11 protein-coding genes and 1 tRNA gene are annotated in these 14,873 nt (G+C 67.8%); 4 read left to right on the plus strand and 8 right to left on the minus strand.

All coding sequences use genetic code 11. The features are described from left to right. Nucleotides 1–654: a rhomboid family intramembrane serine protease gene (locus ACTXPP_RS11755; RefSeq protein ID WP_443342248.1), complete on the plus strand. Its 654-nt coding sequence runs from the start codon at nt 1–3 to the stop codon at nt 652–654. 129 nt (nt 655–783) lie between these two features. Here ACTXPP_RS11755 and crgA read toward each other — a convergent pair whose 3' ends face one another. Then, complete coding sequence (crgA, locus tag ACTXPP_RS11760) at nt 784–1,068, minus strand: cell division protein CrgA (protein WP_301498607.1); 285 nt, start codon at nt 1,066–1,068, stop codon at nt 784–786. A gap of 73 nt (nt 1,069–1,141) precedes the next feature. Between crgA and ACTXPP_RS11765 the strand changes: the two genes are divergently transcribed. Next, on the plus strand, nt 1,142–1,819 hold the full coding sequence (locus ACTXPP_RS11765; RefSeq protein ID WP_443342250.1) for an aminodeoxychorismate/anthranilate synthase component II: 678 nt from the start codon (nt 1,142–1,144) through the stop codon (nt 1,817–1,819). A 97-nt stretch (nt 1,820–1,916) separates the two neighbouring features. On the opposite strand, the gene pknB is transcribed toward ACTXPP_RS11765, so the two are convergent. The 7 genes from pknB to ACTXPP_RS11800 all read right to left on the minus strand — a co-directional run bounded on the left by pknB (nt 1,917) and on the right by ACTXPP_RS11800 (nt 12,097). Then, entirely contained in the window at nt 1,917–3,932 is a 2,016-nt protein-coding gene (gene pknB / locus ACTXPP_RS11770) for a Stk1 family PASTA domain-containing Ser/Thr kinase (protein ID WP_443342252.1), read from the minus strand. 79 nt (nt 3,933–4,011) lie between these two features. Beyond that, complete coding sequence (locus ACTXPP_RS11775; RefSeq protein ID WP_443342254.1) at nt 4,012–5,709, minus strand: serine/threonine-protein kinase; 1,698 nt, start codon at nt 5,707–5,709, stop codon at nt 4,012–4,014. 1 nt (nt 5,710) lies between these two features. Further along, nucleotides 5,711–7,165, minus strand: coding sequence for a peptidoglycan D,D-transpeptidase FtsI family protein (locus tag ACTXPP_RS11780; RefSeq protein ID WP_443342256.1), 1,455 nt, complete (start codon nt 7,163–7,165; stop codon nt 5,711–5,713). Beyond that, the gene (locus ACTXPP_RS11785) at nt 7,162–8,628 is read right to left on the minus strand and encodes an FtsW/RodA/SpoVE family cell cycle protein (RefSeq protein WP_441609788.1); all 1,467 of its coding nucleotides are present in this window, start codon (nt 8,626–8,628) and stop codon (nt 7,162–7,164) included. Before ACTXPP_RS11785 ends, ACTXPP_RS11780 begins: the two co-directional genes overlap by 4 nt. A 1-nt stretch (nt 8,629) precedes the next feature. Then, on the minus strand, nt 8,630–10,387 hold the full coding sequence (locus ACTXPP_RS11790) for a PP2C family protein-serine/threonine phosphatase (protein WP_443342259.1): 1,758 nt from the start codon (nt 10,385–10,387) through the stop codon (nt 8,630–8,632). Next, a complete protein-coding gene (locus ACTXPP_RS11795; RefSeq protein ID WP_441609792.1) occupies nt 10,384–10,878 on the minus strand; it encodes an FHA domain-containing protein FhaB/FipA in 495 nt (164 codons plus the stop codon). The genes ACTXPP_RS11790 and ACTXPP_RS11795 overlap by 4 nt, the downstream gene beginning before the upstream one ends. Before the next feature lie 76 nt (nt 10,879–10,954). Next, entirely contained in the window at nt 10,955–12,097 is a 1,143-nt protein-coding gene (locus ACTXPP_RS11800) for an FHA domain-containing protein (protein WP_443342261.1), read from the minus strand. 367 nt (nt 12,098–12,464) lie between these two features. Between ACTXPP_RS11800 and ACTXPP_RS11805 the strand changes: the two genes are divergently transcribed. Next, nucleotides 12,465–12,547: transfer RNA gene (locus ACTXPP_RS11805), tRNA-Leu, on the plus strand. Nucleotides 12,548–12,995: 448 nt separating this feature from the next. After that, on the plus strand, nt 12,996–14,873 hold a 1,878-nt coding region (locus ACTXPP_RS11810; protein ID WP_443342263.1), incomplete at its 3' end, for a type I restriction-modification system subunit M.

The raw sequence follows: 14,873 nt of genomic DNA on the forward strand, positions 1-14,873 counted from the left end.
TTGTCCGAGCCAGCCGGCTACTCCGGTTCCGCGGGTAAGCCTGCGGGATCACTCTCCGGGGCACTACGGTGGTTTTTCGCCGGTGCCCCCGCCACCGCCACGCTGATCATCGCGTGTCTGGTGGTTTATACCGTCACGGCCGTGGACGGACGCTCCCTCATGGACCCCGTGCGGGACAGCGATCTGGCCTGGCGGATGATGGTCCACCCACCGGCGATCACCTACAGCCATGAATGGTGGCGGTTGGCCACCGGTGCACTGGTCCACCTGGACCCCGCCCACCTGCTGCTGAACCTCCTGCTCATCGCCTTCATCGGCAGAGAGCTCGAACGTGCCCACGGTACGACCGTGATGGCGGCGTCGATGCTGGCCTGCGCGGTCGGCGGCGGGCTGGCCGTCGTGTGGCTGGAACCGTTGAGCGTGGTGGGTGGGGCGTCCACCATCGGCTACGGCCTCTTCGCCATGCTGGTCGGCCTGTCCGTGAGTCGGGGCAGCGACGTGCGCGCCCCCGTCGCCCTGATCGTGGTGAACCTGCTCTACTCGATCACCGCCGGCGGAGTGTCAGTGTCAGGCCACCTCGGCGGGCTGGCCACCGGCGCAGTCGTCGGGTTGGGGCTCTACCTGGCAGGACGACGCCGCACCCGGTCGTCCTGACATCGGGGAGCACCCCGCGTCCGGCCCCCGCACCGCCAAAAAAGACCGCTGCCCGGACACCGACGTGTCCGGGCAGCGGTGCGTCCTGCCTTGCAGGCCGTCGGCGCCGTCAGGGGAGGACCGGGGCTGCTACTTCCAGCCCATCGTCATCAACAATCCCGCGATGAACAGGCCGAAACCGATGAGGTAGTTCCAGGCGTTCAGATCAGCCATGAACGGGATGCTCGGGCCTGCGATGTAGTTGACGACCAGCCATGCCAGGCCCAGCAGCATCAGGCCGAGCATCAGCACGATGTACCAGCGCGGTGTCCCCGTCGAGTTGAGCTTGACTGGCGTGCGGCGGTCGACGGAGGACCCGTTGAGGCTGCTGGCGGAGCTGTCCTCCGGTGAATCGGAGATCCGTGACTTCGGCATCTGGTTAACCCTCACTGACGTGGAGACGTGTGCGAACGCCCTCACTCTACCAGTGGGCGATAGGATGAACGCCATGCGCATCCTCGTCATCGACAACTACGACAGCTTCGTCTACAACCTGGTCCAGTACCTGGGTGAACTCGGCGAGGACTGCACCGTGTGGCGCAATGACGCCGCCGAGCTCGGCGACACCGACTCCGCACTGGTCGGCGCACTGGAGGACTTCGACGCCGTACTGATCTCCCCTGGCCCCGGGGACCCGTCCGGGGCCGGACGGACACTGGACATCATCGCCCACTGCGCGGCCAACCGGATCCCGCTGCTGGGGGTGTGCCTGGGCCACCAGGCGCTGGCGCAGCACTTCGGCGCGGACGTGGTGCGGGCCGGGGAGATCTTCCACGGCAAGACCAGCCCGGTCACCCACGACGGCACCGGCGCGCTCGCCGGCATCCCCTCGCCGTTCACCGTGGCCCGCTACCACTCACTGACCGTGGATCCGGCGACCGTGCCGGAGGAACTGACCGTCACCGGGCAGGTCGCCTCCGGGATGATCATGGCGATGCGGCACGCCGAACTGCCGCTGCATTCGGTGCAGTTCCACCCGGAGTCGGTGATGACCGGTTACGGCCACCGCATCCTCGCCAACTGGTTGCAGGACGCCGGACGCCCCGTCGACGAGGCCGAGCTCACCGCGCTGGCCGCGCGTCATGCCGACACCCTGGCCGGGGCCACCGCCGCCGTCGCCCAGTAAGTCTCGGGCGGGATCGGCTCACCGCCCGCCCCAGAGCCGGTCTCAGGGCCGCCCAGAGCCGGCCCCAGAGCCGGTCTCAGGAGCGGACTCACAGCCTTCAGGGAATACCCAGCACGTTCACCCGGACGGTGATGGTCGCGTCCCGCATGACGGTCTCGCCCTCGTCCTCGGACTGGCCGACGACCCGGTCGATCCGCGTCGGGTCGAGCTGGTCGACGTTGGTGCGCCGGACCTGGTCCGGATTGCCCCGCCAGCCGGCCCGCTGCAGCTTGCCCCGGACCTCGTCGTAGTCGGAGCCGACCAGGTTCGGCATCGTGAACTGGTTACCGCGGGAGACCTCGAGGGTGACCGTGGAACCACGTACCTGGCGTCCGCCCTCGTTGGAGGCGGACAGCACCTTGTTCTCGTCCTCGGTGGAGTCGACCATGTTGGTCTCGACCTGGAAGCCGGCACCCTCCAGGTTCGCGATGGCCTCCTCCATCGTCTGGCCGACCACGGTGGGCACCCGCACATCCTCCGGCCCCGAGGACACGGTGATGCCGACCTCGGTGCCTTCGGAGACCTGGGAGCCCGACGGGTGGGTCTGGTCGATGACCTTGCCCTGCTCGACGCCGGAACTGGGTTCCTCGTTGACGTTGGAGCGCAGTCGCAGTCCGGCGTCCTCCAGCGCGACGCGGGCCTGTTCGGTGGTCATGTCGGTGAGGTCGGGGACCTCGGTGACCGCCTGGCCGCTCGAGATCAGCAGGGTGATCCGCGAGCCGGTGGGCATCGAGGAACCGTGACCGGGTTCGGTGCCGATAGCGGAGTCGCGCGGGATCTCGGGGTCGGCCCGGTCCTCGATGCTGACGTCGAACCCGGCACCCTCCAGCTCGGCCTCGGCCTCGGCACGCGGCTTGCCGGCAACGTCGGGGATCGAGACCTGTTCGGCGACCTGATCGGTATCGTCGTTGAGCCAGTTCCAGGCCACGGCGACGCCACCGCCGAGCAGGGCGAGCACGGCGATGATCGCCAGAGGAGTGACCCATTTGCGGCGTCGGTGACTGCGCCGTTCATCCTCGTTGTCGCCGTTGCCGTGGTCTCCAGCGTCGCTGTCGTCGGCACTGCCGTCGCCGGACGCACCGGCGGCACTCGCCGCGCCGAGACCAGCACCGGCGGCGGCACCGGCGGCAGCAGCACCGGCTGCGGGGATCGTCGAGGTCTGCACGTCCCGGTCGACATTCTCCAGGTCGGCGTAGGCCGCGGCGGCCAGGGGCATCCGGCCGTCGGCGATGCGCTGCAGGTCCAGGGCCATGGCGTCGGCGGTGTCGTAGCGGTCGGCAGGGTCCTTGGCCATCGCGGTGAGGGTCACCGCGTCCAACGCCAGTGAGGCATTGGCGTCGAGATCCATGCCCGGGACCTGTGAGGGCGGGATCGGTGCGTCCTGCACGTGCTGGAAGGCGACGGAGAACGGCGACTCGCCGGAGAACGGCGGGCGCCCGGTGACGACCTCGTAGAAGACGCAGCCGGCGGCGTAGAGGTCGGAGCGTCCCTCGGCGGACCGTCCGCGGGCCTGCTCGGGGGAGAGGTACTGGGCGGTGCCGATGACCGCGGCGGTCTGGGTCATCGCCGAGGTGGTGTCCGACAGCGCGCGGGCGATGCCGAAGTCCATGACCTTCACCGCGCCGGTGTTGGTGATCATGATGTTCGCCGGCTTGATGTCGCGGTGGATGATCCCGGCCTCGTGCGAGAAGCTCAGCGCACGACAAACCTCGGCCATGATCCGGCCGGCCTCGTTCAACGGCAGTGGACCGTTGTCGCTGACGATGTCCCGCAGGGTCTGGCCGTGGACGCGTTCCATGACGATGTAGGGCACCGAGCCCTGCGCCTCATCGGTCTGTCCGGTGTCGTAGACGGCGACGATGGCGTGGTGGTTGAGCTTCGCGGCGTTCTTGGCCTCGCGTCGGAAGCGCTCCAGGAAGGTCTCGTCCCGGGCCAGATCGGCGCGCATCATCTTCACGGCGATGTCACGGCCAAGAAGTTCATCAGTCGCGGCGTAGACGTCGGACATGCCACCGGTACCGATGACGGGTCCGAGCAAGTAGCGCCCGCCGAGCGTGGTGTTGCTCAGGTCCATGCCGCCGCCTTCCTGGTGTCGAATGTGCTGTCCCCAGGGAGAATACCGGGATAAGGGGCACCGGGGCTAATATCACGCGTCACAGTGGCCCCATCAATGCGCCCGCGCCCGCGGCACCGTTGCTTGTCGTGTCACCGTTTTCACCGGCGTTGCCAGCCCCGTTGGTCGTCCCGGGGTCGGTGGTTTCGCTGTCGCCGAGGTTCAACGGCCATTCCAGGATGTCCTCGACATCACCATTGCCGCCATTGCCGCCATTGCCGCCATTGCCCCCGTTGCCCTCGGTCGGGTCGGTCGGGTTGGTCGGGGTCCCGGTGTCGGTGGGGCCCGGATCGCCCGGGTCCGTGTCGGTCGGGGTGCCCGTGGGATCGGTGTCCGTCGGAGGAGTGGATGTCTCCGGTGGGTCGGTGTCACCGGGTTCGGTGGGCTCCTCGGTCACCGGCGGCGGCACCACGGTCTGCTCCTCGGTGACCCGATCGGTGATGGTCTCGGTCTGGGTCGGGACGGTGACGGAGTCATCGTCCCGGTTCATCGAGTACACCGCCCAGCCCAGCAGCGCCAGGGCGGCGACGAGGGCGATGACCAGGGCGAGGATCCAGGAACCGCCGCGCTTTCCCGACCGTTTGCTGGTGCTGGGGGCCGGGCCCATGTTGGACTCGTCGGTGACCTGTGCCAGCGGCGCGCTGCCCTCACCGGTGGACGGCTGTCCGGCCAGCGACGGGGGCACGGGGATGACCCCGGCGGCGGGGTCGGGCGGCAGTTGACCATCGCGCACCGGGACGGTGGCGGCGGCCAGGGCGGCGCCGTCGGGGTAGCGGGCGGAGGCATCCTTGCGCAGGCAGATGGCGATGAGCTGGCGCATCGGTTCGCTGACCGAGTCCGGCAGGTCCGGGGCGGTCTCGTTGATGTGCTTCAGTGCGACCGAGACGGTGGAGTCCCCGGCGAAGGGCCGTTCGCCGGCGAGCACCTCGTAGCCGACCACGCCGAGGGAGTACACGTCGCTGGACGGTTCGATGGCCAGGCCCTGCGCCTGCTCCGGGGAGACGTACTGGGCGGTGCCGACGACCATGCCGGTGCGGGTCAGCGGCACCGCGGAGGCAGCCTTGGCGATGCCGAAGTCGGTGACCTTGACCACGCCGTCGGCGGTGACCATGAGGTTACCGGGCTTGATGTCGCGGTGGATCAGCCCACGGCTGTGGATGGCCTGCAGGCCGACGGCGGCCTGGGCGATCAGGTCGAGCGCCATGACCTCCGGCAGGGTGCGCTGCCGGGCGAGGATGTCGGCCAGGGACTCGCCCTGGACGTACTCCATGACGATGAAGCAGTAGGTCACCCCGGTGCCGTCGACATTGGACTGCTCGCCGTAGTCGAAGGTGGCGACGACATTGTCGGAGCCGATGGTCTCGGCGGACTCGGCCTCCTGGCGGAAGCGGTGGCGGAACTCGGGGTCGTCGGTGAGCTCGGGCTTGAGCACCTTGACGGCGACGTCCCGTCCCTGCTCGGCATCGTAGGCCAGCCAGACGGTGGACATGCCGCCGCGTCCGACGATGCGCGAGACGGTGAAGCGCTGCCGGGAGCCGGCGCCGGTGTCGCCCGTGCCGTCGGCACCATCGGCGCCGTCGCCGGCGGAGCCGTAGTGGGTGTCGAGGACGCGCTGGATCCGGTCGGCGGCGGCACGGTCGCGCTGCGAGGGGTCGCTGGTGCCGAAGAGGCGGGTGCCGTCGTCCGGGGTCTGTCCCGACGCACCGTTGGCGCCGTTGCCGTCTGAGGGGCCTGTCATGTCAGCTCGCCTCCTGGATGGCAGCGTTGATCACCGCACGCCCGATCGGGGCGGCGACGGAACCACCGGTGGCGGCCTGGCCGGCGTCGCCACCGTTCTCCACCAGCACCGCGACGGCGACGTCCGCATCCTCCGACGGGCCGAAGGCGACGTACCAGGCGTGCGGGTTGGAGTTGCGGGAATCCTCGCCGTGCTCGGCGGTACCGGTCTTCGAGGCGATGTTGTCGGCACCGCCGCCGAAACTCTCCGAGCCGCGCATCAGCTCGGTGAGCTGGGAGGCGACCTCGGAGGAGACCGCCCGGCCGGTCTCCTTCGGACGGGTCTCGTCGATCACGTTGAGGTCGGCACCGGTGACCTGCTTGACCAGGTGCGGCTTCATCCGCACTCCGTCGTTGGCGATGGTGGCGGCGATGACCGCGTTCTGCAGCGGGGTCAGTGCGACATCACGCTGGCCGATGGCGGACTGGCCCAGGGCGGCGTCATCGGGGATGTCGCCGATGGTGGAGTTCTGGATCGGCAGACCGAAGTCCTCGTCGTCCTCGGCACCGATGCCGAAGGCGTCGGCGGTGTCACGGAAGGCCTCCTCGCCGTGGCGGGTCGCCAGGTCCACGAAGGAGGTGTTGCACGACCGGGCGAAGGCGGTGGACAGCGGCACCTGCGGACCACCGCAGGACGCACCGCCGTAGTTCTCCAGGGTGGTCTCCGTGCCCGGAAGGGTGATCTGCGATTCGCCGTTGACCAGGGTGTCGCCGGTGTCCCCGGCCTCCAGGGCGGCGGCGGTGGTGATCAGCTTGAACGTTGAACCGGGCGGCTGGGTCTGCTGGGTGGAGCGGTTGAGCAGCGGGGCGTTCGGATCGTTCTGCAGCGACTGGAAGGCCTCGGTGGCGGCCTCGGAGTCCGGGTTGGTCACCGCCACCGGGTCGAACCCGGGGGTGGATGCCATGGCCAGCACCTCGCCGGTGGAGGGGCGCAGGGCCACCACCGAGCCGGAGTAGCCGCGGGAGCTCAGCTCGTCGTAGGCGACGCGCTGGACGTTGGGCTGCAGGGTCAGGTCCACATTCGCCCCGCGCTGTTCCTTGCCGGTCAGCGTGTCCCAGGCGCGGGTGGCGAAGAGGGAGTCGTCGGTGCCGTCGAGGATGGAGTTCTGCGAGGCCTCGATACCGGACGCACCGTACTGGTCGGAGAGGTAGCCCAGCACCGCGCCGTAGGCGGCGGCGTCCTCCGGGTAGGAACGGCTGTACAGGCCGTCGTCGTCGGCGGTGGAGTGGGCCAGCACCTGGCCGCCGGCGGTGATCTGGCCGCGGGGGATGGACTTCTGCTTGAAGTACTGGCGGGAGTTCAGGTCGTTCTCGGCGTAGGTGGACGCCTGGAACCCCTGGATCCAGGTGAGGTTGGCCAGCAGGATGACCACCAGGACGAAGGCGAAGACCGCGACGTTGCGGATCGATTTGTTCATCGGTGGGCCTCCTTCTCGGTGCTGGTACCGGTGCTGGTACCGGTGCTGACTGGGTTGCTCAAGCTGGTACTGGGTGCGTCACCGGTACCGGGGGCACCGGCGTTACCTGGGGCGGTGTCTCCGCCGCCGGTCTTCGGTGTGTTCATGTCGTGGGAGATCTTCAACAGGATGGCCAGCAGAATGTAGTTGGCCAGCAGGCTGGAACCACCGTGGGACATGAACGGGGTGGTCAGGCCGGTCATCGGCAGCAGCCGGGAGATGCCGCCGGTGACCACGAAGATCTGCACCGCCAGGGTCAGCGACAGTCCGGCGGCGACGAGTTTCCCGAAGGAGTCGGTGGCGCGCAGCGCGGTGAGGAAACCACGGCTGATCAGGATGGCGAAGAGGATCAGCACGGCTGCCAGGCCGACGAAGCCGAGTTCCTCGCCGATCGAGGAGAGGATGAAGTCCGACCAGGCCACCGGTACGTTCTGGGGGTAGCCCTCGCCCAGCCCGGTGCCCGTCAGGCCACCGAAGGACATGCCGAACAGTGCCTGGGAGAGCTGGTAGCCGGTGCCGTCGTAGTTGCCGATGGGGTCCAGGAAGTTGGTGAAGCGGTCCTGGATCTTCGGCGAGATCTGGAAGACGATGTACACGCCGACGACCGCCAGGCCCAGGCCGATGACCAGCCAGGAGGAACGTCCGGTGGCCATGTAGAGCATGCCCAGGATCGTGGCGAAGAGCAGCAGGGCGGGACCGAAGTCGTTCTGGGCGGCCATGATCAGGATCGCCAGGCCCCACACCAGCAGGATCGGGCCGAGGTCACGCAGCCGGGGGAACTGCAGTCCCAGGAAGCGCTTGCCGGCCACGGAGAACAGGGTGCGCTTGTTGACCAGCAGGGCGGCGAAGAAGATCAGCAGCATGATCTTGGCGAACTCGCCGGGCTGGATGGAGATCGGACCCAGGGTGATCCACACCTTGGCGTCGGCGTTCATCGAGGTCGGCCAGACGATCGGCAGGGCCGAGAGGACCAGCGCGCCGAGGCCGAGCAGGTAGGCGTAGTTCTGAAGCGTGGTGTGGGACTTCATGAACCACATCACCGCGCCGAAACAGGCCACGGCGATGACCGTCCACATCATCTGCGAGTTCGACAGGGACATGTCCATGGCCAGGTCGAGCCGGTAGATCATCACCAGGCCGATGGCGTTGAGCATGGCCGCGACCGGCAGCATGATCTGGTCGGCGTTCGGTGCCTTCAGGCACAGCACCAGGTGAGCCAGCCCGAAGACCAGGATGTAGCCGCCGACGATGATGGCGACGTCCCAGGTCAGGTCGTTGCCCAGGGACAGCTGCAGGGCGACCAGGGCGACGGCGAGCACCACGCCGGAGGCGATGAGCAGGCCGAGCTCAACCCCGCGCGGTCGGGCGGTGACCCGCTCGGCGGTGCGGCTGGTGGCGGAGGCGACGGCGGAGCGTGCCGACATATCAGTTCACCTCCCGGCAGGAGACTCCTGGTGTCGTGAGGTCGGAGGGATCATCGGAGGACCTGGACGATCCGGACGAGTTGCCGCCGCCGTTGCTGTTGCGGCTGTTGTCGTCAGAGGTTCCGCGGGTCACGCACGGCGGCAGGGTCTGCTCGGAGAGTCGTCGGACCTGCTTCTGAACCTCCTCGTAGGAGTCGGTGGGCAGGTTGTCGAGGGTGCCGCGGGCCGCGGGGGTCAGGTCAGCGGTGGAGAACCGGTGGCAGGGGTCGTCGCTGCCGGCGGGCAGCATGTTGACCTGACCACGCTCGTCGAGGCAGATCTCCTGGTAGGCGCTCTGGGTCGAGACGCCCAGGATGCTGCCCGGGGAGCCCTGGTAGATGATGATCGGCGTGGCACTCTGGGTGTTCTCCGCCGCGGTGGCATCGGCCTCCTCGGAGCCGGACGGTGACGCAGTGTCGGCACCGTCGGCCCGGTTTGCCGCGTCAGCGGTGTTCGCGGCCTCGCTGGGGTCCGCAGCCGCAGTGCCGGACGTCCGGGGTGCCTCGCTGGCGTCCTCGGTCTCACTGGCGGTGGTTGTCGCCGGTGCCGGACGGTCCGCTGCCGCAGCGACTGCCACGAAGTACGACTGGTTCAGCGAGTCCCGGACCCACCAGATGGTGCCGCCGGCGGCGACGACCAGCACCAGGACGGCGGCCAGGGCGATGAACAGGCCACGTCGGCGGCCGTGGCGTCCCGAACCACCGGGACCGGCGGCAGCGTCCCCACTGCCGGCACCATCGGCACCGGCATCACCGTCCACACCGTCGGCAGCGACGGTGCCGGTACCGGAACCACCCTTGGCCGCGGCGGGACGCTGGATGATCTGCACCGCAGAGGCACGACCAGCCGAGGTGTCCGGACGGGGCAGTTCCGGGGCGGCTGCATTCACCGCACCGGCGAGGACCGGGCCGGTCGGCAGGGTCGGGGTGGGGGCGTCCCCGGCCTCGGCAGCTGCCACGGCAGCATCCACATCGACGACATCGGCGACGACGACGGTCACGTTGTCCGGGCCACCGCCACGCAGCGCGAGGTTGATCAGGGAGGTGGCGGCCTCATCGGGAGTGCCGGTGCGCAGGACGTCCTGAATGGTCTCGAAGCTCACCGGGTCGGACAGGCCGTCGGAGCACAGCAGGTAGCGGTCACCGGCGCGGGCCTCTCGCAGCTCCAGGGTCGGGTCGACGGGGCGTCCGGTCAGGGCCTTGAGGATCAGCGAACGCTGCGGGTGGCTGGAGACGTCCTCCGGGGCGAGCTTGCCCTCGTCGACCAGCGACTGGACGAAGGTGTCGTCCTTGGTGATCTGGGTCAGTTCCCCGTCGCGCAGCAGGTAGCCGCGGGAGTCACCGACGTGGCAGACCCCGACGGATTCGCCGTCGAAGAGCAGGGTGGTCAGGGTGCAGCCCATGCCGTCCTGGGCGGGGTTGTCCTCGACGTGGGAGGCGATGTCACGGTTGCCGTCGTCCATGGCGTCGGCGAGCATGGTCAGCATCTGCTCACGCGGAATCTCCACCCCCTGCGACATGGTGTTCTGCAGGGAGTACAGGGCGGTGACCATCAGCTCGGAGGCGACTTCACCGGCGGCGTGGCCACCCATGCCGTCGGCGAGGGCGAGCAGGTTCGGTGCGGCGACCGCGGAATCCTCGTTGTTGCTGCGCACCAGCCCACGGTCGGAGCGGGCGGTGAAGTCCAGGGCGAGGCGGCCCGGCTGCGGGGCGTCCGTCATGCGTCCATCCTCACGGTAGTCTGCCCGATCCGCAGTTCCTGTCCGGCGGCGAGCTGTTCGGGCTGGTCGATGCGCTGCCCGTTGAGGAAGGTGCCGTTACGGGAGTCGAGGTCCTCCAGGTACCAGGTGCCGCCCCGGTTGAGCAGGCGGGCGTGGGAGCCGGAGGCGAAGTCATCTTCGAGGACCAGGGTGGACGATGAGGAGCGTCCGATGGTGACCTCCTGGTATCCCTGCAGGTTGAGTGTGGTTCCGGTCAGTGGGCCGGAGGTCACTTCCAGGGATGTCGGTGCGGCGGCGCGGCGGAAGCCACGTCCGCCCTGTGCTGGCGGTGCGGCGGCACCTGCGGGTGCGGCGTAGCCGCCGGGGCCGCTGACAGTGCCGACATTGGCGGCGGAGAGGTCACGGCGCAGGGCGCGGATGACCAGCAGAATGAACAGCCACAGCACGACGAGCAGGGCGATCTTCGCGAGCAGCACGAGCGTCGTCTGCATGGGTTGTCATCTCCTCAATGGTCCGGGTGGGGCGTGGTCAGATCCTACCGGCTGAATCTACCCGGTCGAGGGTCCCTCAGGTGAACCGAACTTCGATCTCGCTGTGCCCGATGGTGACGACATCGCCGTCGGCGAGCAGCCAGTTCTCCACCGGGATCTCGTTGACGGTGGTGCCGTTGGTGGATTTCAGGTCGGTGAGCACGGCGTCGAAACCGTCCCAGGCGATCTCGGCGTGCTGCCGGGAGACACCGGTGTCGGGCAGGCGGAAGTCCACGGCGTTGCCGCGTCCGATGACGTTCTCGCCGACCTGCAGCACGTAGCTGCGGGCGGAGCCGTCCTGCAGCAGCAGGGTGACGGTGGTCTGCGGCGGGGCAGCCTGGCCGGCTGCGGCGGCACCGTTCGCCTGGTCGCCGGTGCGCACCGGGTCGGACGGGACGTGCGAGATGACCTCGGTGCCGGGGTAGGACGGGTTGGACGCGGCGCCCGCGGCGCTGGCGGCACCTGCTGCGGTGGCCGGCTTGGCTGGCTCGGCGGCGGGCTGCGGGGCGCCCCAGCCCTCGGCGGACGGGGCCTGCTGGTTCTGGAGGGCTTGCTGGGCCTGCTGGGCGGCCTGCTCGGACTGCGACGGCTGGGCGAGTCCGACCAGCGGGTTGGCGGAGGCGCCCGCACCGGTACCGGCACCGGCGGCGGCCGCGCCGGCAGCACCGGCTGCTCCTGCGGCGCGGGAAGCGCTGCCCGCCGACCAGGCGGGGCCGTCCGACGCGCCGGAGCGTCCGAAACCGGAGGCGTTGTCCGGGGCGGGGGCCTCCTTCGGCGCCGGCTTCTCCTGCGGGGCCGCCGGCGGATCGAAGGTGGAGCGGGACTTCAGCTGCCCGGTGTGCAGGTCATCATCGCTGACCAGGGTGACGGACACCGGGTGGGCGTTCTGCCAGCCCTCGTTGCGGATGAAGCGCTGCAGACGACCGCGGAGCTCGTCGGCGAGGTCGGGGTTCTTCTCCAGCAGGGCCTCGTGGTCGCGCGGGGAGACGTGGACGGTGAAGTTCGAGGTCGCCAGGACCGCGCCCTGACGGTTCTCCATCAGGGTGTCCTCGACCTCCTGCTTGAGCAGCTCGTCGATCTCGGCGGGGACAACCTCTCCGCCGAAGACGCGGGCGAAGCCGTTGTCCAGGCCGCGCTGGAGGGAGCTGTCGATCTTGCGGATTCGTCCGAAGAGATCCATCGGCGCTGTCGCCTTCCTTCCTGGTCGCGTTGTGTGGACGGTGGTTCTTGCTCATGCGGTTGCATGTCGTGTTGTTGGGAGTGTGCTGTCCCCCGGGGGCGCAGTGCTCCCACGTTGTCGGCCTACTATACGGAGCTTCCCTGTGAACTAGCTGGACGTCGGCGAGTCCGGTTTGCGTTCGGGGGGAGCTGTGGTGGGTGTAGCGCTGCGGTCGCGTGACCTGCGCGAGGCGGTCGGTACGTCGATGTTGGCTACCGAATATGGCTGTGGCCTGGGGTTTTGTGTGAGTCTGGGGCCAGTGCTAGAGTAATCTGCGTTGCAGACGCAACCCACGTCGTCGCTGTAGCGATACAGTGAATGATGCCACGGGCGAGTGGCGGAATGGCAGACGCGCTGGCTTCAGGTGCCAGTGTCCTTAGGGACGTGGGGGTTCAAGTCCCCCTTCGCCCACAGTGAGCGGTTCACGAACCGCACGGACCGGAGGTCACAAACTCGAAAGGGTTTGTGACCTCCGGTTTTTGGTTGCCCGGAGGAGCGGTGGTGCAAAAACTGACAGTTGGGGAGTTGCGGGTGGGAGTCCCCTTCATAGGTGGCTGGGGCGGGGAGGCTCAGGAATCCCGAGCGGTTTCGGGCAGTGGGGGTCGCGAACTGTCGGCCTTGGCGACTGCCGGTGGGATGGGTGGATGCGTGTGGCATCGATCGGTCGGAGTTCGTCGGCTGATGGTAGGTAGCTCTCCGGGGAGAACCTGTGCTCACGGTCATCCATGATGCGGCGGTACTCGGTTGGCGTCCGATCGTACGTGTACAGTACTCGCTGGTGAGAGTTGTCGCGGTCCGTGTTCTTGAGCTGCGGCTGTAGCTCTGCCTAACAGCTGCCGTACGAGACGAAAGACCCGCATTGTCCCACGACTCCATCAACCATGCCAGGATCGTCTCACTGATCTGGGGCATCGCCGACGACGTTCTACGCGACCTGTACGTGCGCGGCAAGTACCGCGACGTGATCCTGCCGTTCACCGTGCTGCGGCGCCTGGATGCCGTGCTGGAGCCGACCCGAGACGCGGTGATGGAGATGAAGAGGCTCCTCGACGACGCCGGCATCGTCGATCAGGATGCCCCGCTGCGCGATGCAGCGAAGCAAGCGTTCTACAACACGTCAGGTTTCACCTTCAAGGATCTGCGGAGCACGGCCAACAAGACTCGGCTTCGTCAGAACTTCGAAGCGTACCTCGACGGGTTCTCGCCAAATGTGCAGGAGATCATCGAGAACTTTGATCTTCGTCACCAGCTTCCAAAGCTCACGAAAGCCGATGTCTTAGGAGCACTCATTGAAAAGTTCTGCTCGCCCGACCTCGACCTTTCCCCGAGGGGCCTGGACAACCACGGCATGGGCACGGTGTTCGAGGAGTTGGTGCGCCGGTTCAACGAGGACAACAACGAGGAAGCGGGTGAGCACTGGACGCCACGCGACGCGGTGCGGTTGATGACCCGCCTCATGTTCGAGCCGATCGCTGACCGAATTCCCTCGGGAACGTACCGTCTCTACGACGGGGCGATGGGCACTGGCGGTATGCTTACTGTCGCTGAGGAGACGCTCAAGCAGCTCACCGAGCCGTTGGGCAGGCAGATCTCCACGTACCTGTATGGGCAGGAGATCAACGCCGAGACCTACGCCATCGCGAGGGCCGACCTCATCCTCAAGGGCGACGGCCAGGCGGCGGACAACCTTGTGGGCGGCCCTGAGTGGTCGACCCTGTCCAACGATGCGTTCGCTGGCCAAGAGTTCGACTTCATGCTCTCTAACCCGCCCTACGGCAAGAGCTGGAAGACTGACCTGGAACGACTTGGTGGGAAGGCCCATGTCATTGACCCGCGGTTCGTCGTCACCCACGATGGAGACGCGGACTACTCGCTGGTCACCCGGTCCAGCGACGGACAGCTCATGTTCCTGGCCAACCTTATCTCGAAGATGAAGCGGGGCACTGAGCTTGGTTCTCGCATCGCCTCGGTGCACAACGGTTCATCGCTGTTCACCGGTGACGCCGGGCAAGGTGAGAGCAACTTCCGCCGGTGGATCATTGAGAACGACTGGTTGGAGGCGATCATCGCCCTGCCTCTTAAAATGTTCTACAACACCGGTATCGCAACCTACGTGTGGGTGATCACCAACCGCAAAGAGGAACGCCGTCGCGGCAAAATCCAGCTGATTGACGCCACCAGTTGGTTCACTCCGCTACGGAAGAACCTGGGAGAGAAGGGCGTCGAGATCAGCAGTGCCGACGCCGATCGGGTACTCGCCACACTCAAGGCCTTCGACCAGGCAGCCGACTCGGACCATTCGAAGGTCTTCGACGGGGTGGACTTCGGCTACTCGAAGATCACCGTTGAACGCCCACTCCGCATCGCCGGAATCGACCCGCACCGAGTCTACAAGGCGGCCGAGATCAAGAAGCTCAAAGAAGGCATCCGCGACGAGTCTGCCCCACCGGTCATCAAGAAGGTCTTGCCCTACGCCGCGAAGCTCGACCCACTCCACGGACGCTACGAGGCCACCATCGACGGACGCACCCGCGTGGTCGAGTATGAGCCTGACACTGAGCTCCGCGACACCGAGCAGGTGCCACTCACTGAACCCGCAGGTGAGCACGCGGACGGGATCGAAGCGTTCTTCCGCCGCGAAGTGCTGCCCTACGCACCGGACGCATGGATCGACCAATCCAAAACGAAGATCGGCTACGAAATCTCTTTCACGCGCCACTTCTACAAGCCCACCCCC

Origin of the sequence: Candidatus Corynebacterium faecigallinarum (assembly GCF_052264515.1) — a bacterium.
In the GTDB taxonomy this organism is placed as follows: Bacteria; Actinomycetota; Actinomycetes; order Mycobacteriales; family Mycobacteriaceae; genus Corynebacterium; species Corynebacterium faecigallinarum.